Origin of the sequence: Streptomyces albireticuli (assembly GCF_002192455.1) — a bacterium.
GTDB lineage: Bacteria > Actinomycetota > Actinomycetes > Streptomycetales > Streptomycetaceae > Streptomyces > Streptomyces albireticuli_B.
The window spans coordinates 1512819-1537331 of the sequence record NZ_CP021744.1 but is presented as its reverse complement, the minus strand read 5'-3'; the positions used below and the strand labels follow the sequence as shown (position 1 = coordinate 1537331).

The 24513-nt window shown below is 74.3% G+C and carries 17 protein-coding genes; 6 read left to right on the top strand and 11 right to left on the bottom strand.

The window, feature by feature from the left end:
• Both SMD11_RS06720 and SMD11_RS06715 read left to right on the top strand, forming a co-directional pair.
• Window positions 1–861: an amino acid ABC transporter permease gene (locus tag SMD11_RS06720; RefSeq protein ID WP_087925562.1), complete on the top strand. Its 861-nt coding sequence runs from the start codon at window positions 1–3 to the stop codon at window positions 859–861.
• Between the two features lie 66 nt (window positions 862–927).
• A complete protein-coding gene (locus tag SMD11_RS06715; RefSeq protein WP_087925561.1) occupies window positions 928–1944 on the top strand; it encodes an aldo/keto reductase family protein in 1017 nt (338 codons plus the stop codon).
• 96 nt (window positions 1945–2040) lie between these two features.
• On the opposite strand, the gene SMD11_RS06710 is transcribed toward SMD11_RS06715, so the two are convergent.
• The 4 genes from SMD11_RS06710 to SMD11_RS37000 all read right to left on the bottom strand — a co-directional run bounded on the left by SMD11_RS06710 (window position 2041) and on the right by SMD11_RS37000 (window position 11148).
• Window positions 2041–3273: a cytochrome P450 gene (locus SMD11_RS06710; RefSeq protein ID WP_087925560.1), complete on the bottom strand. Its 1233-nt coding sequence runs from the start codon at window positions 3271–3273 to the stop codon at window positions 2041–2043.
• Window positions 3270–3500: an MbtH family protein gene (locus SMD11_RS06705; protein WP_087925559.1), complete on the bottom strand. Its 231-nt coding sequence runs from the start codon at window positions 3498–3500 to the stop codon at window positions 3270–3272. Before SMD11_RS06705 ends, SMD11_RS06710 begins: the two co-directional genes overlap by 4 nt.
• An 83-nt stretch (window positions 3501–3583) precedes the next feature.
• Window positions 3584–9907 carry a non-ribosomal peptide synthetase gene (locus tag SMD11_RS37005; protein ID WP_324614702.1) on the bottom strand — a complete coding sequence of 2108 codons (6324 nt, stop codon included), beginning with the start codon at window positions 9905–9907 and terminating at the stop codon, window positions 3584–3586.
• A 68-nt stretch (window positions 9908–9975) separates the two neighbouring features.
• On the bottom strand, window positions 9976–11148 hold the full coding sequence (locus tag SMD11_RS37000; RefSeq protein WP_324614701.1) for an AMP-binding protein: 1173 nt from the start codon (window positions 11146–11148) through the stop codon (window positions 9976–9978).
• A gap of 462 nt (window positions 11149–11610) precedes the next feature.
• On the opposite strand from SMD11_RS37000, the gene SMD11_RS06690 reads away from it, so the two are divergent.
• Window positions 11611–12798 carry a tryptophan dimethylallyltransferase family protein gene (locus tag SMD11_RS06690; RefSeq protein ID WP_087925556.1) on the top strand — a complete coding sequence of 396 codons (1188 nt, stop codon included), beginning with the start codon at window positions 11611–11613 and terminating at the stop codon, window positions 12796–12798.
• 56 nt (window positions 12799–12854) lie between these two features.
• Here SMD11_RS06690 and SMD11_RS06685 read toward each other — a convergent pair whose 3' ends face one another.
• The 4 genes from SMD11_RS06685 to SMD11_RS06670 form a co-directional block, all read right to left on the bottom strand.
• Window positions 12855–14444 carry a CocE/NonD family hydrolase gene (locus tag SMD11_RS06685; protein WP_087925555.1) on the bottom strand — a complete coding sequence of 530 codons (1590 nt, stop codon included), beginning with the start codon at window positions 14442–14444 and terminating at the stop codon, window positions 12855–12857.
• A gap of 167 nt (window positions 14445–14611) precedes the next feature.
• Window positions 14612–15805 (bottom strand): globin domain-containing protein, encoded by a 1194-nt coding sequence (locus SMD11_RS06680; protein WP_087925554.1) that lies wholly within the window; start codon window positions 15803–15805, stop codon window positions 14612–14614.
• Window positions 15806–15951: 146 nt separating this feature from the next.
• Window positions 15952–16395 carry an RrF2 family transcriptional regulator gene (locus tag SMD11_RS06675; RefSeq protein ID WP_087925553.1) on the bottom strand — a complete coding sequence of 148 codons (444 nt, stop codon included), beginning with the start codon at window positions 16393–16395 and terminating at the stop codon, window positions 15952–15954.
• Between the two features lie 38 nt (window positions 16396–16433).
• Window positions 16434–17471, bottom strand: coding sequence for an IPT/TIG domain-containing protein (locus SMD11_RS06670; protein ID WP_159395249.1), 1038 nt, complete (start codon window positions 17469–17471; stop codon window positions 16434–16436).
• A gap of 243 nt (window positions 17472–17714) precedes the next feature.
• Here SMD11_RS06670 and SMD11_RS06665 point away from each other — a divergent pair, with 243 nt between their 5' ends.
• The 3 genes from SMD11_RS06665 (at window position 17715) to SMD11_RS06655 (ending at window position 21825) form a co-directional block, all read left to right on the top strand.
• The gene (locus SMD11_RS06665) at window positions 17715–18617 is read left to right on the top strand and encodes an SGNH/GDSL hydrolase family protein (protein WP_234365928.1); all 903 of its coding nucleotides are present in this window, start codon (window positions 17715–17717) and stop codon (window positions 18615–18617) included.
• A 127-nt stretch (window positions 18618–18744) separates the two neighbouring features.
• Entirely contained in the window at window positions 18745–20598 is a 1854-nt protein-coding gene (gene ggt, locus SMD11_RS06660; RefSeq protein WP_087925551.1) for a gamma-glutamyltransferase, read from the top strand.
• A 117-nt stretch (window positions 20599–20715) separates the two neighbouring features.
• Window positions 20716–21825 carry a hypothetical protein gene (locus SMD11_RS06655; RefSeq protein WP_159395248.1) on the top strand — a complete coding sequence of 370 codons (1110 nt, stop codon included), beginning with the start codon at window positions 20716–20718 and terminating at the stop codon, window positions 21823–21825.
• 86 nt (window positions 21826–21911) lie between these two features.
• Here the strand turns inward: SMD11_RS06655 and SMD11_RS06650 are convergent, their stop codons facing one another.
• From SMD11_RS06650 to SMD11_RS06640, 3 genes are read right to left on the bottom strand one after another with little or no spacing between them, the layout of a single operon-like run.
• On the bottom strand, window positions 21912–22466 hold the full coding sequence (locus SMD11_RS06650; protein ID WP_087925549.1) for an isochorismatase family protein: 555 nt from the start codon (window positions 22464–22466) through the stop codon (window positions 21912–21914).
• A gap of 52 nt (window positions 22467–22518) precedes the next feature.
• Window positions 22519–23973, bottom strand: coding sequence for an MFS transporter (locus SMD11_RS06645; protein ID WP_418952414.1), 1455 nt, complete (start codon window positions 23971–23973; stop codon window positions 22519–22521).
• On the bottom strand, window positions 23970–24431 hold the full coding sequence (locus SMD11_RS06640; RefSeq protein ID WP_087925548.1) for a MarR family winged helix-turn-helix transcriptional regulator: 462 nt from the start codon (window positions 24429–24431) through the stop codon (window positions 23970–23972). Before SMD11_RS06640 ends, SMD11_RS06645 begins: the two co-directional genes overlap by 4 nt.
• Between the last annotated feature and the right edge of the window lie 82 nt (window positions 24432–24513).

Below are 24513 nucleotides of genomic sequence, written 5' to 3'. Positions count from 1 at the left end.
ATGAGTGACACCGCGCTGTACGACATCCCCGGCCCGCTGGCCCGGCGCCGGCACCGCCTCTACGGAGTCGTCTCGACGGTCGTGATCCTCGGCCTCGTCGCCTGGGTGGTCTATCTGCTCTTCGACACCCACCAGTTCACGGCCGAGAAGTGGCGGCCCTTCACCTACGTGGGCATCCAGGAGCTGCTGCTGCGCGGCCTCGGCAACACCCTCAAGGCCTTCGCGTACGCCGCCGTGCTCTCGCTCGCCCTCGGCGGCGTGCTCGCCACGGGCCGGCTCTCCGCGCACCGGCCGGTGCGCTGGCTGGCCACGCTGCTGGTGGAGTTCTTCCGCGCCATGCCGGTGCTGGTCATGATCTTCTTCGTGTTCGTGGCGCTCAAGGTGCAGCCGATGCCCGCCCTGATCACCGGTCTGACCCTCTACAACGGCTCGGTGCTCGCGGAGGTCTTCCGTACCGGCGTGAACTCCGTCGAGCGCGGTCAGCGCGAGGCGGCGTACTCCCTGGGCATGCGCAAGACACAGGTGATGACCTATGTCCTGGTGCCCCAGGCGCTGCGCGCGATGCTGCCGACGATCATCAGCCAGCTGGTGGTGGCCCTGAAGGACACCTCGCTCGGCTTCCTGATCACCTACGAGGAGTTCCTGCACGCGGGCAAGCTGATCGCCAGCAACCTCGACTACGGGCTGCCGTTCATCCCCGTCGTCATGATCATCTCGCCGATCTACATCGGGATGTGCATGATCCTGTCGTGGCTGGCCAACTTCGCCGCCCGGCGCCAGCGCCGCAGCCCCAAGACGGAGGCCGTGGAGGTCGCCGCCGCCGAGCCGGGAACGCTGCTGCCCGGCGCCGGAACGCACTGAGAAAGGGCCCCCGGCGAATTCCGCATTCATCGGATCATGGGCGAAGTCCATTGCTAGCGTGGGCACATGGATTTCCGTCACCTTGGCCGCAGCGGATTGATCGTCAGCCGGATCGCCTACGGGAACTGGCTGACCCGGAGTTCATCGAGAAGTGAGGAGACGGAGACCGCCCTGGTGCGTGCCGCGCTCGACGCGGGAATCACCACCTTCGACACCGCGGACGTCTACGCGGACACCCAGGCGGAGGAATCCCTCGGCCGGGCGCTGAAGGGCGAGCGCCGGGAGGGCCTGGAGATCTTCACCAAGGTCTTCGCCCCGACCGGGCCCGGCCGCAACGACATGGGGCTCTCGCGGAAGCACATACGCGAGTCGATCGAGGGCTCCCTGCGACGGCTGGGCACCGACCACGTGGATCTCTACCAGGCCCACCGCTTCGACCCCTCCACCCCGCTGGAGGAGACCATGGAGGCCTTCGCCGACCTCGTCCACGCGGGCAAGGCGCACTACATCGGCGTCTCCGAGTGGACCGCGGACCAGATCCGCCGCGGCCACGCCCTCGCCCGCGAGCTGCGGATCCCGCTGGTCTCCAACCAGCCGCAGTACAGCGCCCTGTGGCGGGTGCCCGAGGCCGAGGTGATGCCGGTCTGCGAGGAGCTCGGGATGTCCCAGATCGTCTGGTCGCCGCTGGCCCAGGGCGTTCTGACCGGCAAGTACCTGCCCGGCGGCGAGTGGCCGGCGGACTCCCGGGCCACGGCCTCCAACGACGGCTCGCCCGTGCTGGCCGACTGGCTGAACGACGACGTGCTGGGCCGGGTGCAGCGCCTGCGGCCGGTCGCCGACGGCCTCGGCCTGACGCTCGCCCAGCTCTCCCTGGCCTGGGTGCTCCAGCACCCCAACGTGGCGACGGCCGTGATCGGCGCCTCCCGCCCCGAGCAGATCGCCGGCAACGCCGAGGCGGCCGGCGTCCGGCTGGACGAGGAGACCATGGCCGCGATCGACGCCGCCCTCGCGCCGGTGGCGAACCGCGATCCCTCCGTCACGGCCGACAGCAGCCCGGCGGACCCCGGCTGGCGCCTCGCCTGAACCCGCCCGGCACCCGGACGGCACGAAGGAGAGGGCCTCCCCGCACCCGCGGGGAGGCCCCTTTCGCTCTACCGGCGCCTACGGCTCACCGGCCGCTCACCACTCGACCGGCAGATTCAGCAGACTGCGCACCTGCATTCCGTCCTTCCATTCCAGCGATTCCACCGGAACCGCGCACCGGACGTCCGGCAGCCGGGTCAGCAGGGAATCCAGCGCCACCTGCATTTCCAGCCGGGCGAGCGGAGCGCCCAGGCAGCGGTGGATGCCGTAACCGAATCCCAGGTGCGGATTGTGCTCCCGCGTCAGATCGAAACGGTCCGCGTTCTCGAAGACCGATTCATCGCGGTTGGCCGACGGAATGGCGGGCAGTACGGACTCGCCCGCCCGGACCAGGGTGCCGCTCAGCTCGACGTCCTCCGTGGCGTAGCGCGCGAAGGTGACGTGCGAGATGAGCGGCACGTAGCGCATCAGCTCCTCGACGGTGCGCGGCATCAGCTCCGGCCGGCGCTTGAGCTCCGCCAGCTGTTCGGGATGGGTGAACAGCACGTGCAGCGAGTCGATGAGCTGCGAGGACACCGTCTCGTGGCCGGCGATCAGCAGCACGCTCGCCAGCTCGACGAGCTCCTTCTCGGAGAGCTTGTCCTCCTCGTCGCTGGCCTTGACCATGGCGCTGATCAGGTCGTCCTGCGGCTCGGCCCGCCGGCTGACCATCAGCTTCGCGATGTAGCCGTGCAGCCGCTCGGTGTCCGCCTCGATCTCCTCCTCCGACATCACCGTCGTGGCGGAGAAGGCGTCCAGCCAGCCGCGGAACTGCTCACGGTCCTCGAAGGGCACCCCGAGCAGATCGCAGACCACGGTGCCGGCGAACGGCACGGCGAAGCCCTCCATCAGGTCGCCGGGCGCGCCCGCGGCGACCAGGCCGTCGATCAGCCGGTGGGCCTCCTGCTCGATGCGGGGGCGCAGCAGCTCGACGCGGCGCATGGTGAAGACCCGGGACAGCAGTCGGCGCAGCCGGGTGTGGTCGGGGGAGTCCATCCCCAGGATGCTGGTGTGGATGGGCAGCGGCGTCAGCCGGGACTCGTCGTGCTCGGCCGCCAGTGCCCGGCTGAACCGGGGGTCCCCGAGGATGGTCTTCATGTCCGCGTGCTTGGTGACCAGCCAGGCGTCTTCGCCGAAAGGGCAGCTGACCCGTACGACGGGCTCCTCCACGCGCAGCTTCGCGTAGAGCGGGTCGACGTCGAGCGCGACCGCCTCGTTGAAGGGGTAGGCGGGGGGCGCCGGCCGCTCGTCCACGGTCGCGTCCGGGGTGCTGCGGGTGTTCTCGCTCATGCCGACCGTGCCTCCGAGAAACGGTTGTGGTGTTCGACGAGACTCTTGGGCCGCATGTCGGTCCAGTTCTCCTCGACGTAGCCGAGGCACTCCTCACGGGTGGCGGGGCCCCGGACGGCCGTCCAGCCGGCGGGGACCGCGGTGAAGGACGGCCATAAGGAGTGCTGCCCCTCGTCGTTGACGAGCACCAGGAAGGTGCCCTCGGTGTCGTCCCACGGATTGCTCATGCTGTGTGCCCTTTCGTGGAGGGTGACGCGCGTGCCGGGGCCCCTCGCCCCGGCACGGTGGAAACGGCCCGCGCGGTGCCCGCTCAGCGCGGGCCGGCGGGCGGGAAGAAGCCCGAGGCGACGAAGTGGTCGGCGTAGGCGCGGATCAGTCCGCCGTCCAGCTGCGGGAACTCCACGCCCGAACCGGCCAGCCCGGCCACCGTGTTGGTCCGGTCGAGCCGGAGCCGGCCCAGCCGGGCGAGCGCGGGCAGCGTGTCGGTGAGCAGCACGGCCGCGTCCAGCAGTCCGGCGCCGGCCGACGGGTCCGCCTCCGCCTCCGCGTCCGCGCGCTGCCGCAGGGCGCGGGTCCAGTCGTCGAGCTCCATGGTGTCCAGGTGGTAGCCGTACTCCCGCAGATGGCCGAGGACCGCGTCGAAGGCCACCGGGGCCGGGCAGGTGAGGTGGTGCGCCAGACCGCGGCTGCCGGGGCGGCGGGAGAGGTGGACGACCGCGGCGGCCACGTAGTCCACGGGGACCAGGTCGACCACGGGCGCCAGGTCCTCGGCGGCCGGCGGGCGCGGTGCCGCGCCGATCACGAGCATGGCGCGGACGAGCTGCCAGAACACGTCCCGGCTGGAGCCCGCCCCGCTGACGGTGTGTCCGCTGACCCGCCCGCACCGGTGCACGGTGACCGGGATCCCGCGGTCCGCGGCCGCCCAGACGAGCTGCTCGGCGACCCACTTGCTGGTCGTGTAGCCGCCCGGCATGACCGCCTCCGGGCGCACCCGGTGCGACTCGGGCACGGTGGTGAGCGCCTCGTCGGTGCCGACCGACACGGCGGCCGTGGAGATGTAGTGCACCGGGGCGCCGCCGGACCGGGCCGCCAGCCGCAGCACCTCCTGGGTGCCCGCCACGTTCGCCGCCCGCAGCCGGGCGTAGCCGTCGACCGCGGACACCCGGGCCCCGTTGTGGTAGACCGCGTCGACCAGGCCCGCCAGCTCCTCGAACCGCTCGGGGGCCAGGCCCAGCAGCGGCTTCTCCAGGTCGCCGGGTACGGGCACGATGCGGCCGCGCGAGAACTCGTTCCACAGCCCGTACTGCGTCAGGCTCCGGCGGATCCGCAGCTCGGCCTGCGCGACGTCGGAGGCCCGTACCAGGCAGTGGACGTCCGCGCTGGTCCGGTCCAGCAGCTCCCGCAGCAGGAAGGAGCCGAGGAAGCCCGTCGCGCCCGTCAGCAGGATGTGCTCCCGGCCCGGGGCGCCGGGGCGGCGCGGGCGGCGGGGCGCGAGGGCGATCCGCGGGTCCAGGACCGCCTCCGCCGCGAGCGCGGCCGGCGTCGGCCCGTACGCGGTGTCCGCGTCCGCGTTTTGCTCGTCCTCCGGCGCGGTCCGGCCGTCGACGGCGTCCAGCAGCGCGGCCACCGACTGCCGCTCGAAGAGCGTCCGTACGGGCACCTCCACGCCGAGCCGCCGGCGCACCCCGCTGATCACCCGGGTCACCAGCAGGGAGTGCCCGCCCAGGTCGAAGAAGCTGTCGTCGATGGTCACCTGCGGCACGCCCAGCACCTCGGCGAACAGCTCGCACAGGATGCGCTCGCGCGGATTGCGCGGTGCCCGGCCCGTCGACATCGCCCCGAAGTCCGGCTCCGGCAGTGCGGCCCGGTCGACCTTGCCCGTCGCGGCGACCGGCAGAGCGTCCAGCACCAGCACCGCGGACGGCACCATGTACTCCGGCAGCAGCCCGGCCAGATGGGCGCGCAACTCCGGCCCGTCCGGCACCGGGGCGCCGGCGGCCGGCACGGCGTACGCGGCCAGGTAGGTGCCGCCGCGCGGGTCCTCGCGGGGCACCACCACCGCCTGGGCCACGCCCGGGTGGGTGCTCAGGGCGGCCTCGACCTCGCCCGGCTCGATCCGGAAGCCCCGGATCTTGACCTGGCCGTCGGCCCGGCCGATGAACTCCAGCTGGCCGTCAGGGGTCCAGCGCACGGTGTCCCCGGTGCGGTACATCCGGGTGCCGGGCTCACCGAACGGGTCGGCGACGAACCGCTCGGCGGTCAGCTCCGGCCGGCGCAGATAGCCGCGCGCCAGCCCGGCGCCGGAGACGTGCAGCTCCCCGGGGACGCCCGGCGGCACCAGGCACAGGTCGCGGTCGAGGACGTAGGCGCGGGCGCCCACGGTGGGCCGGCCGATCGGCGGGGTGCCGGCACCGGTCAGCGGGGCGCTGAGGGTCGCGCACACGGTCGTCTCCGTCGGCCCGTAGCCGTTGACGAACCGGCGCCCGGCCGACCAGCGGCGCACGGTCTCCCCGGACGAGGCCTCACCCGAGACGATCATCGAGGTCAGGGAGGGCAGCTGCTCCGGCTCCAGCACCGTCAGCGCGGCCGGCGGCAGCGTCGCGTGGCTGATCCGCTGCCGGCGGATCAGCGCCGCCAGGTCCGGGCCCGGGGCCGTGACGTCCGGCGGGGCCAGCACCAGCGTGGCCCCGGTCAGCAGCCCGCCGCACAGCTCCCACACCGCTCCGTCGAAGCTGTGCGAGGCGAACTGGAGGATGCGGCTCGACGCGCTCACCCCGAACCGCCGCACATTGGCCTCGGCCACCCCGGCGATACCGGAGTGGGTCACGACCACGCCCTTGGGGCGGCCGGTGGACCCGGAGGTGTAGATGGCGTACGCGGGGTGCCCGGTCAGCAGCGGCCGTTCCCGCTCGTTGTCGGTGACGTCCACGTCCCAGCACAGGGCGACGGCGCGCCGGGTCTCGTCCCGGTCCAGGACGATCCGGCGCGGGCTGAAGCCCCCCGGGCCCTCCGCCTGCGGCAGCGCCGTGGTGGTGTCCGTCAGCAGCAGGGCCGGGCGGGCGTCGTCCAGCATCAGCCGCAGGCGCGCGGCCGGGTAGTGGGCGTCCAGCGGCAGATAGGCGCCGCCCGCCTTCAGCACCGCGAGGGTCGCGACGACCGATTCGACGGTGCGGGGCAGCGCGATCGCCACGAACCGCTCCGGACCCACGCCGCAGGCGATCAGGTACCGGGCAAGCCGGTTCGCCTCGGCGTTCACCTCCCGGAAGGTCAGCGTCCGGGTGGGCCCGGTGCCGTCGTCGTGGAGCAGCGCGACCGCGTCCGGCGTCCGCCTCACCTGGGCCTCGAACAGGGCGGGCAGCGGCAGCCGGGGGACCTCGTGGGCCCCGTCGCCGCTCCGCTCCAGCAGCGTCTCGCGCTCCCCGGGCAGCAGCACGTCGAGCCCGCCGAGCCGGCGCCCGGGGTCGGCCGTGACCGCGTCGAGCAGCCGCAGGAACCGGTGGACGAGCCGCTCGGCGCCGTCGCGGTCGAACAGGTCGGTGCCGTACTCCACGACGCCGTCCATGCCCTCCGGCCGCCGGTCGGCGCCGCGCCGCTCCCGCAGGCTCAGCGAGAGGTCGAACCGGCAGGCCCCCGTGCTCACCGCGCGCTCCGCGACGGTCAGACCGGGCAGCTCCGCCGCGCCCTCGGGGGCGTTCTGGAGGGCCAGCATCACCTGGAACAGCGGGTGGTGGGCGAGACCGCGGGCCGGGGCGAGCGCGTCGACCAGCCGCTCGAACGGCACGTCCTGATGGGCGTACGCCGCCAGGTCGGTCTCCCGCACCCGTGCCAGCAGATCGCGGAACGCCGGGTTCCCGGAGGTGTCGGTGCGCAGCACCAGCGTGTTGACGAAGAAGCCGACGAGGCCGTCGAGCGCGTGGTCGGTGCGGCCCGCGACCGGGGTGCCGATCGCGAGGTCGGTGCCCGCGCCCAGCTTCGTCAGCAGGGTGGCGAGCGCGGCGTGCAGCACCATGAACGGGCTCGCGCCGCAGCGCTCGGCCAGCTCCGCGATCCGCCGGTGCAGATCGGCGTCGACGGTGAAGTGGAGGGTGTCGCCGCGGTGCGAGGCGACCTGCGGCCGGGGCCGGTCGCCGGGCAGCTCGGTGCACTCCGGCAGCCCGGCCAGGGCCTCGGTCCAGTAGGCGATCTGACGGGCGCCCAGGCTGTCGGGGTCGTCCGCGTCGCCCAGCAGGGCGCGCTGCCACAGGGTGTAGTCGGCGTACTGCACCGGGAGCGGTTCGGCCGCGGGCGCGTGGCCGGCCCGGCGGGCGGCGTAGGCGTCGGCGAGGTCCCGCCACAGCGGGGCCAGCGACCAGCCGTCGCACGCGATGTGGTGGACGACCAGGGCCAGGACGTGGACGCCGGGCCCGGTCGTGAACAGCCGGGCCCGCACCGGTATCTCGGTGGCGAGGTCGAACGGCTGCCGGACGGCGGCGGCCACCGCCGCGTCCAGCTCCCCGGGGGCCACGGCGGCCGCAGTCAGCTCCGGCCGGGCGACGGCGCCGTCCAGGACGCGCTGCCGGGGCACCCCGCGCGTCTCCGGGAAGACCGTCCGCAGGCTCTCGTGGCGCTCCAGCACATCGGCGAGCGCGGCCCGCAGGGCCTCCTCGTCCAGCTCGCCGCGCAGGTCCAGGACGAGTGGCACGTTGTAGGCGGCGCCCGGGCCCTGGAGGCGGTCGAGGAACCACAGGCGGCGCTGGGCGAAGGACAGCGGCACCCGCTCGGGGCGCCCGGCCGGCACCAGCGCGGGCCGGTCACCCGCCGACGCCCGGCGCACGGCCTCGGCCAGCCCGGCGACGGTCGGGGTCTCGAAGACGCTGCGCACCGGCAGCTCCAGGCCGAGCGTGGACCGCAGGCGGGTGCTGAGCCGGGTGGCGGAGAGGGAGTGCCCGCCGAGGGCGAAGAAGCTGTCGTCGATGGTGACCCGGGAGACGCCCAGGATGTCCGCGAACAGCCCGCACAGCAGCTCTTCCATGGGGTCGCGCGGGGCCCGCCCGTCCTCGGCGGAGGCGGTGTCCGGGGCCGGCAGGCGGCGCCGGTCCACCTTGCCGTTGCGCGTCAGCGGCAGGGTCTCCAGGACCACCGTCGCGGCCGGCAGCAGGTACTCGGGCAGCCGCTCGCGCAGATAGGCGCGGACCGAGGAGACCAGGGCGCCGGTGTCCCGGGCCGTCGCGGGGGCGTTGACCAGCGAGGCGAGCGGCAGCCCGGCCGGCCGGGGCGCCCCGGCGCTGCGGGTGCCGGGCCGGGCGGAGGTGAGGACGACGTCGAGGGTGCCCCCGTGCCCGAGGTCCCCGGGCTCCCCGGCCGCCCAGCTCGCGGAGGCCCGCAGGCCCACGGTGGCGGCCAGCTCGTGGAAGCCCTCCAGGAGCGGGGCCTCGGCGTCGGCGCGGGCGTCGAGGGCCCGTACGCCCGCCGCGTCCGGCCGGTCCTCCAGGGCGCGCAGCCCCTCGGCCACCGGCGCCACGCGGTCGTCGGGCACCCCGGTGACCCGGATGTCGACGGGCTCCCGCGCGTCGAGCCGGGCGGCCAGCGCCGCCAGGTCCGCCACGTCCCGGCCCCACCGCAGCTCCCGTACGGGCGGCGCGGTGCGGTCCGGGAGGCCGGACGCCTTGCGCAGGACGGCGTCGTAGCGGTAGCGCGTCAGCTCGTTGACGTACCGGCCGCGCTTGACCCGCACCTCGCTGCCCTCGGCACCGGGCACGACGTGCGCCAGCTCGGCGAAGAACGCGGGGTCGACCAGCAGCTCCTTCTCCCGGACCACGCCGTGCTCCACGGCCGCGCGGACGGCGGCGGGGTCGTCCGGCAGGTCGGGGCGGCGCAGCTGGACGTCGGTGTGGAAGGCGCGCAGCAGCCGGAGGTTGCGGACGTCGCCGACGAAGACCGCGCCCCCGGGCACGACCAGGCCGAGGGCCCGGGTCAGGACGTCCGTCAGGTAGGCGGCGTCGGGGAAGTACTGGGTGACCGAATTGATGACGACGGTGTCGAAATAGCTGGTGGGCAGGCCCTCGAAGTCGTCGGCGGCGCGGGTGCGCAGCTCGACCCGGCCGGCCAGCTCGGGGTCCCGGCGGACCAGCCCGCCGAGCGCCTCGATGACCTGGCCGGAGAGGTCCGTGCCCCAGTAGGAGTCGCAGCCGGGTGCCAGCCGGGACATCAGCAGACCGGTGCCGACGCCTATCTCCAGGATCCGGCGCGGCCGCAGCTCGCGTATCCGCTCGACCGTCGCCTCGCGCCACTCGCGCATCTGCTCCAGGGGCAGCGGACGGCCGTCGTAGCTGCTGTTCCAGCCGGAGAAGTCCTCGCCGAAGCGGGCGCGGGCGGTGCCGCTGTAGAGCGAGTCGTAGATCTCCCGCCACTCGCCCACCGAGTCCGGCGCCGCCGCGGCCCGGTCCGGCCCGCCCTCCTCGGCGGGCACCACGTAGCCGACGAGCCGCTTCTGGCCCGGCCGGTCCTCGCGGACCACGACCGCGGCCTGGCCGACGCCCGGGTGGCCCGCGAGCACGGCCTCGACCTCGCCGGGCTCCACCCGGAAGCCGCGGATCTTCACCTGGTCGTCGCTGCGGCCGACGAACTCCAGGAGCCCGTCCGGCCCGTGGCGCACGAGGTCGCCGGTGCGGAAGAGGCGGGCGCCGGGCTCGCCCAGCGGGTCGGCGACAAAGCGCTCGGCCGTCAGGCCGGGGCGGTTCCAGTAGCCGCGCGCCAGGCCCGAGCCGCCGATGTACAGCTCGCCGACCTCGCCCGGGGCACCGGCCGCAGCCGGGGGTCGAGCACCTCCGTGCGCATCCCGGCCATGGCCGCGCCGATGGGCACCACCGTGCCGAGCACCCCGGCGTCGTCGACCCGGTGGCAGGTGGCGAAGGTGGTCGTCTCGGTCGGTCCGTAGCCGTTGACGACTGCGGTGTCGGGGCAGGCGCGCAGCACCCGGCGCACGGCGGCGGGGGAGACGGCGTCCCCGCCGGTCCACACCTCGCGCACGCCGAGGAAGCAGCGCGGGTCCTCCTCGGCCAGCACCGAGAACAGCCCGGCCGTCACCCACAGCCCGGTGATGCCCGCGTCCGTGACCGCGGCCGCGACGGCGCGCGCGTCGAGCTCGCCGGGCGGGGCGACGACGACGGCGCCGCCCGACAGCAGGGGCACCCACAGCTCGTAGGTGGAGGCGTCGAAGGCGTGCGGGGAGTGCAGCAGGACGCGCCCGTGGGCGCCGCCGCGCCAGGCCTGGTCCCGGGCCAGCCCGACGACGTTCTCATGGGTGACGGCCACGCCCTTGGGCGTGCCCGTGGAGCCGGACGTGAACATCACGTACGCCAGCTGGCGGGGCTCGGCGGGGAAGAGGGGGACGCCGGGCGGCTCCTCGCCGGGAGCCTCGTCGAGGGTCACCGGGAGGGTGCGCAGGCCCGCGCCGATCGTCGCGTCGGGCCGGCGAGGGCCGGCCGCCGCCGCGCCGCCCGTCAGGAGCACCCGGGCACCGGTCTGTTCCAGGATCCACCGCAACCGGGCGGCCGGCTGTCGTGGGTCCAGTGGCACATAGCAGCCACCGGACTTGACGATCGCGAGGAGTGCGACGACGAGCTCGGCCGAGCGTTCCATGAGGACGGCCACGGTGCCGCCCGGGCGGATGCCCTCCGTCGCGAGCCGCCGCGCCAGGCGGTCCGCGCGGAGGTCGAGCTCACGGTAGGTCAGAGTGGTGTCCCCGCACACCAGGGCGGTCGCGCCGGGGGTGCGGCGGGCCTGCCCGGCGAAGGCCTCCGGAAGCGTCGCGGGCGGTGCGGCCCCTTCGGCGGGGCCGGTGGGACCGGTGGGGGAAGGCGGCGCGGTGAGTGGTGCTGTGCGGACACGCGTCAACAACTCCTCTGCGCAGGCTTCCCGGAGCACGGCGGCGCCGACGCTCCGGTTGGCCGCATGTGGACAGGGCACAGCGTCCGCCGGAGGGCCCCGGCGAACGTTGTGTAGCGATCATGTCGCAGAACGTCGCGATGCGGACCACCGCCGTGGAGGATTTCGGCCGTTCTTGTGCACTGCCTGATCGCTTTCCGGGTACGGCGGGTAAGGCCCAGGTACGAACTCCGTGCGGCGCCGGGCGCCGGGCGCCCCCGGACCACCGGGCGGCCGGGCGCCGGCGCGCGGTTGAGCGGTCGCCGGCGGGCGCCGGGCCCGGCATATTGGCCGGAACATATGCCCGATAAAGGGCTCCCGGGCAATTGTCGGGCAAAGCGTGGACGCGGCCCGCCGGGCGGTGGGAGGATCACGCTCGTTTTTGCCTTCGGTACGCCCTTGTCCGCACCGCGTTACGCACAGGGAGACACCATGGAAACCGCAGACCTCGGAGCCGTGCCCCAGCGCCCGCTCCCCACGGCGGAGTTCACCCCCGACTCGGGCGTCATCGCCGAGATGATCGGCCGCCCGATGCGCTTCGAGTCCTCGCGGTACCGCCCGACGGACACCTACGCGGAGGTCGCCTGCGACCGTGTGTGGCGCGCCTACGAGTGCCTCGGTCTCACCGGCGAGACCCGCGAGTCGATCCTCGCCCTCCTCCAGGACCTCACCGGCGCCTGGGGCCGGCTCCCGGTCGGCACGCCTCCGAAGCGCGCCGGCTGGGTCGCCATCGACGGCATGCCCTTCGAGCCCTCCGTCGCCTGGGGCGACGGCAAGGCGGGCGTCCGGATCTCCCTGGAGTCACCGGGCGACGGCACCGCCCTCTCCCGGATGCGGGACGGCATGGACTTCAGCCGCCGGCTGGCCGGCCGCCCCGGCGTCTCCCTCGACGGCCTGCTGGAGGTCGAGGACCTCTTCACCGACGACGACCCCCAGGGGTTCTTCACCATGGCCCACGCGGTGGCCTGGCGCCCCGGCCGGCACCCCGTGTACAAGATCTTCCTCAACCCCGCGGTCGCCGGCCGCGAACACTCCGCCGCCCGCACCACGGAGGCCATGACCCGGCTGGGCCTGGAACGCCCCTGGCGCGCCCTCGCCGACCACCTCGGTGCCTTCGGCCCGGAGCACGAGCCCGCGGCGGTGGCCCTGGACCTCGTCGGCGGCGACGCCTTCCGCGCGCAGGTGTACGTGGCGCACTCCGGGGTGACCGCCGAGGGGATCGACGCGAAGTCCGCCGCCGCCCGCGACCACGTCCCCGGCCTGTTCGCCCGCGCCCTCCGGCAGATCAACGGCCCCGAGGACGCCCCGGCGTGGCGGCGCAAGCCCCCGGTGACCACCTTCACCCTCGACCGCCGGCACGACCGCCCGAGCGCGGCCCTGTACGTCCCGATGATCCCCGTCCACGACCACGACGCGGCCGCCCGCGACCGGGTGCTGGCCTTCCTCCGGGCCGAGGGCGTGGCCGAGGCGGAGGCGTACGCGGCGGTCCTGGACGCGCTCGCGGACCGCCCGCTGACGGAGTCCCTGACACAGAACTTCGTCTCGTACCGGGGCGGGGCCTCGCCGAGGTTCTCGGTGTACCTGGCGCCGGGCACGTACCGGGCGGCGGACGAGGGCTGACCGAGGCCACCGGCGCCCCGGGCGGGCCGGATTCCGGCCCGCCCGGCGCCCGCCCGTCAGTCGCGCACCGGCACCGACAGCGTCGACGGATCCCCCGCCGGTGACGAGAACGTCAGCCGCCCGCCCGAGTTGTGCGCGATGTACAGCGGATCGACGGAATCCACCACCACCGCCAGCCGGTGCCCGGCGGGCACGTCGTACGCCGTCGCGAACAACGACAGGTCCACCCCGAACGCCCGCCCCGGCGCCTTCCCGCGGAAGGTGTACGGGGCGTGGCTGACCAGCTTGCCGAGCCCGAGCGGCCCCACGTCGTAGAGGTACGCGACCGCCGTGCCGCTCTCCTTCTCGCTCGTCAGCGTGGTGTGCAGCCGCACGCTCCCGCGGACGCGCTGCGCGCTCGCGTACGGCCCGGACTGCCACACCGCCGCGTAGCTCCGCGGCAGCAGCGGCACCGACACCATCGGCGGCAGCTTCAGGAACTGGTCGAGGGTGTTGGAGAGCAGGGCCGTGCCGCCGTTCGCGCCCGAGTCGACGCCGGTGCGGATGGTCCGGGTGCCCTCCAGCGGCAGGGTGCGCCGCGTCCGGCCCACGGACGCCCAGTCGGGGTAGGACTCGTAGCCGCCGTCCGTACGGGACTTCAGCTGGACGGGCCGCTCGCGGTCGATGCCGTTGTCGGTGCCCTTGAGGTGCCGGTCGAACCAGCGCTGCCCGTTGGCCCAGACGTCGTTGGGCAGGCCGAGCAGGCCGGTGCCCTCGGCGGTGGCGTGGTCGCCGGGCCGCAGCTCCAGCCGCTTGGGGCCGGTGAGCCGCTCGTAGAACTTCGCGTACTGGTCGGGCGGGAAGAGGCTGTCGCCCCACGCGTTGCCCAGCATGATCGCCGCGCCGTTGGCGTTGATGTCGTCCAGGTAGGTGGCGGGGGAGCGGCGGGCCCCCCACTCCAGCATCTCCTGCTCCTTGGACAGGTCCGAGGAGAGGAAGTTCCCCAGGATCCGCTGGAGTTCCTCGCTCGGCCGTCCGGTCAGCTTGCCCAGCCCGCCGAGGAGTTCGGCCGCCTGGCGGTGCTGGGTGCGCTCGCCGTAGATCGACTCGATGAGGTCGGCCCAGCCGCTCATCGCGACCACCGCCTTGATCCGCTTGTCGTGCCCGGCGGACAGCAGGCTGATGCCGGCCCCGTACGAGACCCCGGCCATGCCGATGCGCGCCGGGTCGGCGGGGGTGCGGGCGAGCGCCCAGTCGATGACCGCGGCGGAGTCGGCGACGTCCGCGGGGCCCGCCGTCTCGATCTTCCCGCCGGAGAGCCAGAAGCCGCGCGAGGTGTAACTGACCACCACGTAACCGGCGTCGGCGAGCTTGCGGGCCTGGGCGACGTACTCCAGCCGGGGCATGGCCCAGCTGGTGGGGAGCACGATCAGGGGGTAGCGGCGCGAGCCGTCGGCGCCCTTGGGGGTGAAGACGTTGCCCTTGAGCGTGATGCCCCCGGAGCCGGGGATGTCGGTGAACTCCACGCCGCCCGCCCGCGCCGCCACGGTCCGCTGCCCGGGTGCGGCCTGCGCGGCGGGCGCCGCTCCCAGGGCGGCGCCCGCCAGCAGTGCGGCACAGGCGGCTCCGACGGCGGAGGCGCGCAGCGCCTTACGAGGGTGTCGCACGGTCACTCCTGACGTCGGTGCCGCGGAAGTGACGGGGGTGCGGCACGCCGGTGAAAGTGACCCGACGGTAACCTCGCTGCCTTACCGGAGGTAATGGTCCGGCAAGTTACGCATGGGTAACGATTGATCGTCCGGTGCCCCGAAGGGCCCGGGTGGCTGAGGATCCGTCAGGAGGCGGCGCCCAGCCACAGGTCGGGGCCGAAGACCTCGTAGTGGATGTCGGCCGCCGGGACGCCGGCCGCGAGGAGCTGGGCGCGGACCGCGCGCATGAAGGGGAGCGGGCCGCAGAGGTAGGCGACGGTGCCGGCCGGGATCTCGACGCCGGTGAGGTCGGCGAGGCCGGTGCGGTCGGCGGGCCAGTCGGCGGCCTCGGGGCGCTCGTACCAGATGTGCGCGGCGGCGTCCGGCAGCTTGCCGATCAGCTGGGTGAGGTCCGTGCGGAAGGCGTGCGTGGACTCGCTGCGGTCCGCGTGCACGGCGACGACCCGGCGGGCCGAGCCGGTGGCCGCGAGGTGCGCGAGCATCCCGATCATCGGGGTGCAGCCGATGCCGGCCGAGGCGAGCAGCACGGGCGCGTCGCCCCCGTCCAGGGCGACATCGCCGAACGGCGCGCTGACCAGCAGGGTGTCGCCGATGCCCAGGTGGTCGTGCAGGTGGTGGGAGACCTCGCCGGCCGGGTCGCCGGCGAGGCGCTTGACGGAGAACTGGAGGGCGTCGTCCGGGTGGCCGGAGAGGCTGTACTGGCGGATCTGCCGGGCGCCGTCGGGCAGTTCCACCTGGACCGAGACGTACTGGCCGGGCCGGCCGGCGGGCAGCGGGCGGCCGTCCAGGGGCTGGACGAGGAAGGTGGTCACGTCCGCGGTCTCGCGCAGCCGGCCGGTGATCCGGCAGGGCCGCAGGGTGTCGCCGTCCGGGGCGCCGGCCTCCTCGTAGAGCCGCGCCTCCAGGGCCATGAGGGCGTTGGCCATCAGCCAGTAGACCTCGTCCCAGGCGGCGGCGACCTCCGGGGTGACGGCCTCGCCCAGGACCTCGGCGATGGCGGCGAAGAGGTGCCGCTGGACCAGCGGGTACTGCTCGGGGGCGATGCCGAGCGACGCGTGCTTGTGGGCGATGCGCGCGAGCATCGCGTCGGGGCGGGTGTCCGGGTGCTCGACCAGCGCGGTGGCGAAGGCGGCTATGGAGCCCGCGAGGGCCTGCTGCTGGCTGCCGTTGGCCTGGTTGCCGCGGTTGAACAGGTCGCGGAGCAGCTCCGGCCGGTCGGCGAAGAGCTTGTCGTAGAAGAGCGGCGTGATCTCGCCGATGGCGCCGCCGACCGCCGGGAGGGTGGCGCGGACGATCTCGGTCGACTGGGGGGACAGCATCGGCGACTCCTGACGTTCAGGCTGAAATATTCATCTAAGACTCTTGTTTAAGGGTGTGCGACGCGGCAACCGGACGGTGGGTGATCCGTCATGTCGCCGGCGCGCCGAAGAGGTGCGGGCGGCGCGCCGGCTTCCTCAGGGGGTCGTCATGACGGGGGTCCGGATCCCAGGCTCAGCAGCACGGGGCCGGTCGGCTGGGCGACCAGGTCCTCGACGGTGAACGGGTCGAGCGCGGCGTAGAACGCCTCCTGGGCCGCGCGGAGCGCGCCCCGCAGGCGGCAGGCACCCGCCAGCGGGCACGGCGGGTCGTCCTCGCAGCCGACGACGTCGCCCGTGCCCTCCAGTGCGCGCACCAGGCGGCCGACCGAGCCCGTGCGGCCCGCGGTGGTGAGCGTGAGCCCGCCGCCCCGGCCCCGGCGGGCCTCGACGATCCCCAGGTGCTGGAGTCTGCTGACCACCTTGGCCGCGTGGGTGTACGGCACGCCGACGGCGCCGGCCACCTCGCGGGTGGTCGGCGCGTCGTTCGGGCCCGTGACCGCGAGGCGCATGGCCATGCGCAGCGCGATGTCGGTGCTCTTGGTCAGTCGCACACACGTACTCTATCTAATTGGATTTTGAGACTCCAAATTTAGTGGGCGGGTGTCGGGACGGGTGCCGGGTCGTAGGTGAAGGTGAGGGAGGGGCCGGGCGCGCTCTCACCTCCGGGCGCGTCCACGGTGACGTCGACGGTTCCGGTGCCCGCGGGGGACTGCCCGGTGCAGAACTCCGGGCCGCACGAGCTGTGGACGGCGGGCTTGCCGCCGACCATCAGGACGCCGCGGTCGAGGTGCTTCCCGGCGACCTGGAGGCCCGTGCCACCGGCCGCCGGACCGCCGCGCGTGGACAGCCGGCTGAGCTCGGGCTCCGGCGGGGGCGTCGGCTCCGGCTCGCCGTAGGTGAAGTCGCCCGCGGAGGCGCCGCCGCCCGGCGTGGCGACGTCCACCGACGTGACGCCCCAGCCCGGCGGGGTGGTCACCACGCAGCTGGTGCTGGTGCAGGACCCCGGCGCCCTGTCGTGGCCGAAGTCCACGAATGCGTCGTCGAGGTTCCGGCCCGTGATCGTCACGACTGTGCCGCCGGTGCCCGGGCCGCTCCGGGTGTCCATCCCCGTCACCACCGGCTCCGGCGGGATCACCGGCGGCCCGCCGGTGCCGCCCAGCGTGACGGTCGAGACGTTGTTCCGCGCGTCGAGGTCGCTGACGTTGGCGACGGTCGCCCTGATCTCCCCGGACGGCTTGCCGGCGGCGGTCACCTTCACCTTCATGAAGTGGCTGCGGCCCGGCACCATCGTGCCGTAGTACCAGGCCGTGAGGCGGCGGCCGTCCGGCGAGACCGTCTCGGTGAACGTGTAGTCGTAGGGCATCGAGTACATCAGGGCGCCCTGCGTGGTGACCCCGGGCGGCAGCTCGACCGTGAGCCGGGTCAGCCCCGTGATGTCATAGGCGCCCTCCGATCTCCAGGTGACCGAGAAGGAGCCGTCACGGTTCGACTCTGTCGGATAGTTGCCCCCCTGGGCCACCGAGAGATCCGTCGGAACGGTGGGCGCCGCGGCGGCGGACGGCGCCGTGACGAGCGCGATCAGGGCCAGGGCCGCCGTCGCACAGGATGCCGCTAATCGAATCCTCATGTGACGTGTCATCGTCCCGCCGCCGGAGACCGTTACGCCGCCCCCGCCACAACCGCCGCCACCAGCCACATTGACAGACGGTCACGACGCGGCGAGTCTTGCGACGCATCGTCCGCGGCAGACATGAGCGGACGTTCCCGCGCGGCCGGCCGCGCGGGAAGCACGTGGGGCCACGGGGGCGCGCGCCGACGCGCGGGCCCGCCCACGGCACACGCACGACACGCACGACAAACGGAGGAATCAGTGGCACAGGTGAACGGACGCGGCGGGCAGTACGGAAAGGTCCTGGCGGCGCTCGGCGCGGCCACGGCCCTGGCGGCCGCGGCCGCCGCCCCCGCGACGGCCGCCCAGGCGTCGGAAGGGACCCCCACCACGGGCCAGCGCTACGTCGCCCTCGGCGACTCCTACACCTCCGCCCCCGGCGTTCCCGAGCAGAGCGGCGGCGACTGCGCCCGCTCCAGCGTCAACTACCCCGCGCTCACCGCCAAGGCCATGGGCATCGGCTCGTTCAAGGACGTCAGCTGCAGCGGCGCCAAGACCGACGACATGTGGCGCGCCCAGGGCGACAACCCGCCCCAGCTCAACACCCTCGGCCGGAGCACCCGCCTGGTCACCGTCGGCATCGGCGGCAACGACATCGGCTTCGGCGACATCATCGGCACCTGCGCCCAGCTGTCCGCCACCGACCCGGCCGGCGACCCCTGCCGCAAGAAGTTCACCGCCGGCGGCACCGACGAGCTCACCAAGCGCATCGCCGACACCGCACCCAAGATCGCCAAGGTGCTGAAGGACGTGCACCAGCGCGCCCCGTACGCCCGCGTCGTGCTGGTCGGCTACCCGGCGATCATGCCGGACAACGGTGTCGGCTGCTTCCCGTCCGTGCCGATCGCCGCCGGCGACGTCCCGTACCTGCGCGACACCGAGAAGCAGCTCAACACCATGCTCAGGACGGAGGCCCGCAAGGCCGGCGTCCGCTACGCCGACACCTACGCCCCGACCGTCGGCCACGACGTGTGCAAGCCCACCGCCGACCGCTGGATCGAGGGGGCGCAGCCCGAGAACCCGGCCGCCCCCTTCCACCCCAATGCCAAGGGCGAGTCCGCCATGGCCACCGCGGTGCTCGGCGCCCTCGGCCACAAGCGCTGAGTCACCCGCCCGGCCGCCCTCCGCACGGCCGGTGAGCACGAGTCCCGGAGCCTTTCGCGCGGCACCCTGTCCTCCCCCTCGGGCGCCGAGTAGGCTCCGGGCCCCGCTCGCCCGCTTGGAGGTAGGGATGGCTCCCGCGAGAACGAAACCCGACCGACGTCTTCCCGTGCTCGCCGCGACGGCCACCCTGGTCGTCGGGCTGGGCGTCGTCCCGGCCGCCGCCACCGGCGGCGGCCCGGACGCGACGGGCGGCCCGTCCGCCGCGGCACCCGCCAAGTCCCCCGTCGCCGTGGGATACGGCGGCGCGGTCGCCAGCGTCGACCCCGACGCCTCGGCCGTTGGCGTCGAGGTGCTGCGCAAGGGCGGCAACGCCGTGGACGCCGCCGTCGCCACCGCCGCCGCGCTCGGCGTCACCGAGCCGTACTCGGCCGGCGTCGGCGGTGGCGGCTACTTCGTCCACTACGACGCGAAGCGGCACCGCGTCTCGACCATCGACGGCCGGGAGCGCGCCCCGCTCAGCGCCGGCAAGGACCTGTTCCTGGAGAACGGCAAGCCCCTGCCGCCCGCCGACGCCTACACCAGCGGACTCGCCGTCGGCACCCCCGGCACCCCGGCCACCTGGGACAGCGCCCTGCGCGCCTGGGGCACCCGGTCCCTCGCCCAGGTCCTGAAGCCCGCCGAGCGCCTGGCCCGCTCGGGCTTCACCGTCGACGAGACCTTCCGGCAGCAGACGGCCGACAACCAGTCCCGCTTCAAGGACTTCCCCGCGACCGCCGCGCTCTACCTGCCGGGCGGCAGACCCCCGGCCGTCGGCAGCACCCTGAAGAACCCCGACCTGGCCCGCACCTACGAGCGACTCGGCAGGAGCGGCATCGGCGCCTTCTACCAGGGCGACATCGGGCGCGACGTCGTACGGACCGTGCGTAAGCCGCCCGTCGCCCCCGGGTCCGGCAGGGTGGCCCGCCCCGGTGACCTGACGGAGCGCGACCTGCGCGCGTACCGGGCGAAGGCCCAGGCCCCGACCCGCACGTCCTACCGCGGCCTCGACCTCTACGGCATGGCCCCCTCCTCCTCCGGCGGCACCTCGGTCGCCGAGGCCGTCAACATCCTGGAGCGCGGGAACCTCGGCGAGCTGAGCGAGAAGACCTACCTGCACCGCTACATCGAGGCGTCCCGCGTCGCCTTCGCCGACCGCAACCGCTGGGTGGGCGACGCCGCCCACGAGAACGTGCCGACCGCGGCGCTCACTTCCCAGCGGTTCGCCGACGCCCGCGCCTGCCTGATCACCGACACCAAGGCCCTCACCAGCCCGCTCGCCCCCGGCGACCCGCGCCACCCGGTGCCCTGCGGCGAGCGCGGCAGGCCCGCCCCCACCCCCTACGAGGGGGAGAGCACCACCCACCTGACCGTCGCCGACAAGTGGGGCAACGTCGTCGCCTACACCCTCACCATCGAACAGACCGGCGGCAGCGGCATCACCGTCCCCGGGCGCGGCTTCCTGCTCAACAACGAGCTGACCGACTTCAACTTCGTCCCGGTGACCCCCGGGGTCCACGACCCCAACCTGCCCGGTCCGGGCAAGCGGCCCCGCTCGTCGATGTCGCCGACGATCGTCCTCGACCACGGCCGGCCCGCCTTCGCGCTCGGCTCGCCCGGCGGCGCCACGATCATCACCACCGTGCTCCAGACCCTGCTCAACCACGTCGACCGCGGCATGCCGCTCGTCGAGGCGATCGCCGCACCGCGCGCCAGCCAGCGCAACGCCGCGGCGACCGAACTGGAACCGGCCCTGTGGAACAGCCCGTTGCGGGGGAAGCTGGAGGCCCTCGGACACGTCTTCAAGGAGAACCGCGAGATCGGCGCGGCGACCGGTGTGCAGCGGCTGCCCGACGGCCGGTGGGTCGCCGCCGCGGAGAAGTCACGGCGCGGTGGCGGCTCGGCGATGGTGGTACGCCCCAGCGGGCAGCCCCCGACGCGCTGAGGTACCGAGGCGCGCCCGAGCGCAACGAGGCGCGCCGAGGACGCCCGTCACTCACATGGGTGTATCGGGGTGCGGGCCCGGTTCGACGGCCCCGGGCCGGGCCACGCTCCCTGACATATGGCTGGGGAGCGTGGGGGACGGGCGGTACGGCCCGGCCGGTCCGGGCGGCGCGGGGCCGGTGCCGCCCTCGTGGCGGTGGTGGCCTGCGTGTGCGCGGTGTGGCTGCTCCAGGGCGCGGGCGGCGGCGCGGGCGGTGATCCCGTCGCGTACGCGTCGCCGCCGCCGGCCGTGCGGGCGCCGGTGCCGAGCTGCGAACTCGGCGCGTATCTCAGTGATCTGTACGACCTGGACCCCGCGAAGCACGTCTTCTCCGCGCGGATGTTCCTGTGGTCCGTCTGCCCGGACCGGAAGCTGGACCCGCTGCCCACGGTCTCGTTCAGCAACGCCAACGACCCGGAGAAGGGCGATCCCATCCTGAGCGCCGAAGGCAGCGGGTTCCGGGACCTGATGCGGCTCCAGGGCACCTTCCGGCAGAACTGGGACGTCCGCGCCTTCCCCTTCGACCGGCAGCGGATCGCGGTGCTGGTCACGGCGGCGCCGGAGAGCAAGGACTTCCGGCTGCTGCCGGACAACGCCAACTCCGCCTACAACAAGGACATCCAGCCGCCCGGCTGGCGCATCACCGGCTTCCGGCTCGCGCCCGCGCAGCGGCTCTACCCCACGAACTTCGGCGATTCCAGGCTGCCCCGGGGCACGACCACCACCTACAGCAGGATCCGGGTGGAGGTCGATCTGGCGCGGGACGACCCCACGGTCTTCTGGAAGCTGACGGGCCCGCTGTACCTCATGGTGCTCATGGCCACCGCGACGTTCCTGCTGCCCTCGCACGCCGAGGAACTGGGGATGGGGGAGCGGCTGGACTCGCTCCAGAGCCGGCTGGGGATGCTGGGCGGTGGCCTGTTCGTGGTGATGCTGAACATGCAGCAGGTCACGGCGGTGGTGAACAGCACCGTGGGGCTCACGCTCATCGACTGGCTCCATCTGCTCACCCTCGGCTTCGTGCTGGCGGCCGTGATGGCCACGGTGGCCTCCTGGCGCTGGACGGTGCACGGCGGCTGCCCGGCGCGGGCGGAGCGCTGGCACCACGTGGGGGCGGTGGCGGGGCTGGTGGGGTACACCGCGATCGCCGTGGTGGTCGTGGGGTGTTTCGCGGCGGGGGAGGGGTAGCGGCCGGCCGGGCCGGGAGGCCGGCCCGGCCGGCGTCCGGAGATCAGGGTCCGGACGCGGCGCCCGTGGGGAGGCCCCAGCCCCGGTCACCGGTCCAGCAGCGCGATCACCTCGTCCGTCGTGCCGGTCTCCGCGAGCCGCGGCAGCACCCGCTCGACGGCGATCCGGTGCACCTCCGCGTCGGGGTCCGTCATCGCGTCCGTCACCGCCGTCACGTGGTACCCGTGCTCATGAGCCGCCCGCGCCGTGGACTCCACACCGGCACCCGTGGCGATGCCGGCCAGCACGATCTGCGTCACGCCCCGGCGGCGCAGCTGGAGGTCGAGGTCGGTGGCGTGGAAGGCGCCCCAGGTGTGCTTGGTGACGACGATGTCGCCGTCCTGGCGGTCGAGTTCGGGCACCAGGTCGGCGAAGCCGGCCGGGGGCTTCCCGCCCCGCAGGGGGGCCTCGGCGCGGCCGGGGGCGGCGCCGACGACCCGGACCAGGACGACGGGCAGTCCGTGCGCGCGGAACGCGGCCGCCAGGCGGGCGCCGCGCGCGACGACCTCGTCGGCGGGGTGGGCGGTGGGCAGGGCGACGATGCCCTTCTGGAGGTCGATGAGGACGAGCGCGGTCCGCTCGTCGAGGGTGGTGGCGGGCATGAGGTTCTCCTCGGGTCGTTCCATGGGTGGACGGGGTGGACGGGCCCCCGGCTCAGGGCCGGGACGGGTCGCGCGTACGGGCCCGCAGCGCGCGGTCCGTCGCGGTGAGGACGAGCAGGAGCGCGCCCAGCGCCACGCCGGCCGTGGCGAGTTCGCGCAGGCCCCGGTCGGTGGCGGCCGGCCCGTAGCAGAGGCCGATGAGACCGGCGGCGATCATCGCGCCGAGGTACTGGGAGGTGCGCTGGAGTCCGGCCGCCGCGCCGACGCCCCCGGCCGGGGCCTGGGCGTAGACGGCGGCCTGGTTGCCGGTCGAGGTGAGGCCCTGCGGGACGCCGAAGAGCACCGCGACGGTCAGCAGCACGGCGAGCGGTGTGCCGCGTCCGGTGAAGAGCAGGGCTGCGCCGCCCGCGGTGAGCAGGGCGGCCGCGGTGACGAGCGGGGCGCGGAGCCCCTTCGTCCGGGCGCCGAGCAGGGCGAAGGCGGCGGCAGCGGCCGACATCGGCAGCATGATCAGCCCGACCTGGAGGACGGAGTAGCCGTGCGCGTCCTCCAGCCACTGGGTGAAGCCGTAGAGCACGCAGTAGATCGTGAGGTAGGCGAGGCCGTGGCGGAGGTAGGTGCGGGCGAGGGCCCGGTTGCCGCGCAGCGCCCGCAGGTCGAGGAAGGGCCGCCGGTGGCGTGCCTCCCACCGGACGAGTACGGCCGTCACCACCGCGATCACCGGCAGCAGCGGCCGGCGGGGGTGCGCGAGATCCGTGAGGAAGAGGGCGGTCGCGGTCAGCGCGACGGCGAAGAGGGCGAGGCCGAGCGGGTCGGCGAAGCGTTCCCGCCGCCCTTCGGCGCCGGCCGGGCGTACGGGGTCGGCGGGCAGCCACCGCAGCGCGAGGACGATGCCGGCGAGCGCGAGCGGCACGTTGAAGGCGAAGATGCCGCGCCAGCCCGTGGTGGCGGTGAGGAGCCCACCGAGCGCGGGGCCGACGGCGGCGCTGCCCAGCGAGGCGAGGGAGAGCCTGCCGAGGACCGGGCGCGGGGCCTCGCGGCCGACGCGCGCGGACTCCGCGCGCAGCATCGCCATGGCGGACGGGTAGGCGGCGGAGGTGCCGAGGCCCAGCAGGGCGCGGGCGGCGATCAGCCAGCCGAAGGCGGGGGCCAGGGCGCCCAGGAGACCTGCCGCGCAGACGAGCGCGAGCCCGGCGAGGAAGACGCGGCGCGGGCCGAGCGTGTCGGCCAGCCGCCCCATGGCGGGCTGGCCGACGGCGCTGGCGACGTAGAGGGCGGAGACGAGCCAGGCGGTGCCGGCTGCTCCGGTGCCGAAGGCATGGCCGATGGTGACCAGGCCGGTGGCGATGGCGGTGGAGTTGAGGGGGTTGAGGGCCGAGCCGAGCAGCAGCGGCGCCATCAGGCGGCCGCCGAAGCCCGGGCCGGTGGCGCCAAGTCCCTCACCCGTGCGGGTGAGCGGGGGTGCCGCGGCTGTGGGAGGTTCCGTCGCTCCGGTCACGTCCGTCACTCCTCGGTGAGTTTCCTGAGCAGCTTCAGGGCCTCGGCGAGCCGGTCCCGTTCGTCGGCGTCGAGCCGCCGGTCGAGGGCGTCGGCGAGCCAGCCGCGCTTGGACCGGCGCACCGAGGCGAGGGCCTCCTCGCCGGCCGGGGTGAGGGAGAAGAGCACCTGGCGGCCGTCGGTGGGGTGCGGGGCGCGGGCGACCAGGTCCAGGTCGTCCAGCACGCCGAGGATCACCCGCATGGACTGGGGGCGGACGAGCTCGGCGCGGGCGAGGTCCGCGGTGGTGGCCGGGCCCTCGGTGCCCAGCCGGCTGAGGACGGCGCGCTGGGACGGGGTGAGCGAGCCCTGCGGCGAGGCGGCGCGCAGGCGCCGCATGAGCTGGGAGGCCGTGGCGGCCAGATCGGCGGCGAGCCGCTCCCGGTCCGCCGCCTGGTCCTTCCCGGGTTCCTGATCCTTCTCGGGCATGCCTCCACCGTAAAAGAAAGACAGGCAAACTTGCAAGTTTTCCTGTCTGGTTATCCACAGGGCAGGCGATGGTCTTGCCGCG

Coding starts and splice junctions, on each gene's coding strand:
- SMD11_RS06710 (WP_087925560.1), bottom strand. CDS start 3,273: ATGAGCGAGAACACCCGCAGCACCCCGGACGCGACCGTGGACGAGCGG.
- SMD11_RS06670 (WP_159395249.1), bottom strand. CDS start 17,471: ATGAGGATTCGATTAGCGGCATCCTGTGCGACGGCGGCCCTGGCCCTG.
- SMD11_RS06640 (WP_087925548.1), bottom strand. CDS start 24,431: ATGCCCGAGAAGGATCAGGAACCCGGGAAGGACCAGGCGGCGGACCGG.
- SMD11_RS06655 (WP_159395248.1), top strand. CDS start 20,716: ATGGCTGGGGAGCGTGGGGGACGGGCGGTACGGCCCGGCCGGTCCGGG.
- SMD11_RS06650 (WP_087925549.1), bottom strand. CDS start 22,466: ATGCCCGCCACCACCCTCGACGAGCGGACCGCGCTCGTCCTCATCGAC.
- SMD11_RS06715 (WP_087925561.1), top strand. CDS start 928: ATGGATTTCCGTCACCTTGGCCGCAGCGGATTGATCGTCAGCCGGATC.
- ggt (WP_087925551.1), top strand. CDS start 18,745: ATGGCTCCCGCGAGAACGAAACCCGACCGACGTCTTCCCGTGCTCGCC.
- SMD11_RS06680 (WP_087925554.1), bottom strand. CDS start 15,805: ATGCTGTCCCCCCAGTCGACCGAGATCGTCCGCGCCACCCTCCCGGCG.
- SMD11_RS06705 (WP_087925559.1), bottom strand. CDS start 3,500: ATGAGCAATCCGTGGGACGACACCGAGGGCACCTTCCTGGTGCTCGTC.
- SMD11_RS06690 (WP_087925556.1), top strand. CDS start 11,611: ATGGAAACCGCAGACCTCGGAGCCGTGCCCCAGCGCCCGCTCCCCACG.
- SMD11_RS06720 (WP_087925562.1), top strand. CDS start 1: ATGAGTGACACCGCGCTGTACGACATCCCCGGCCCGCTGGCCCGGCGC.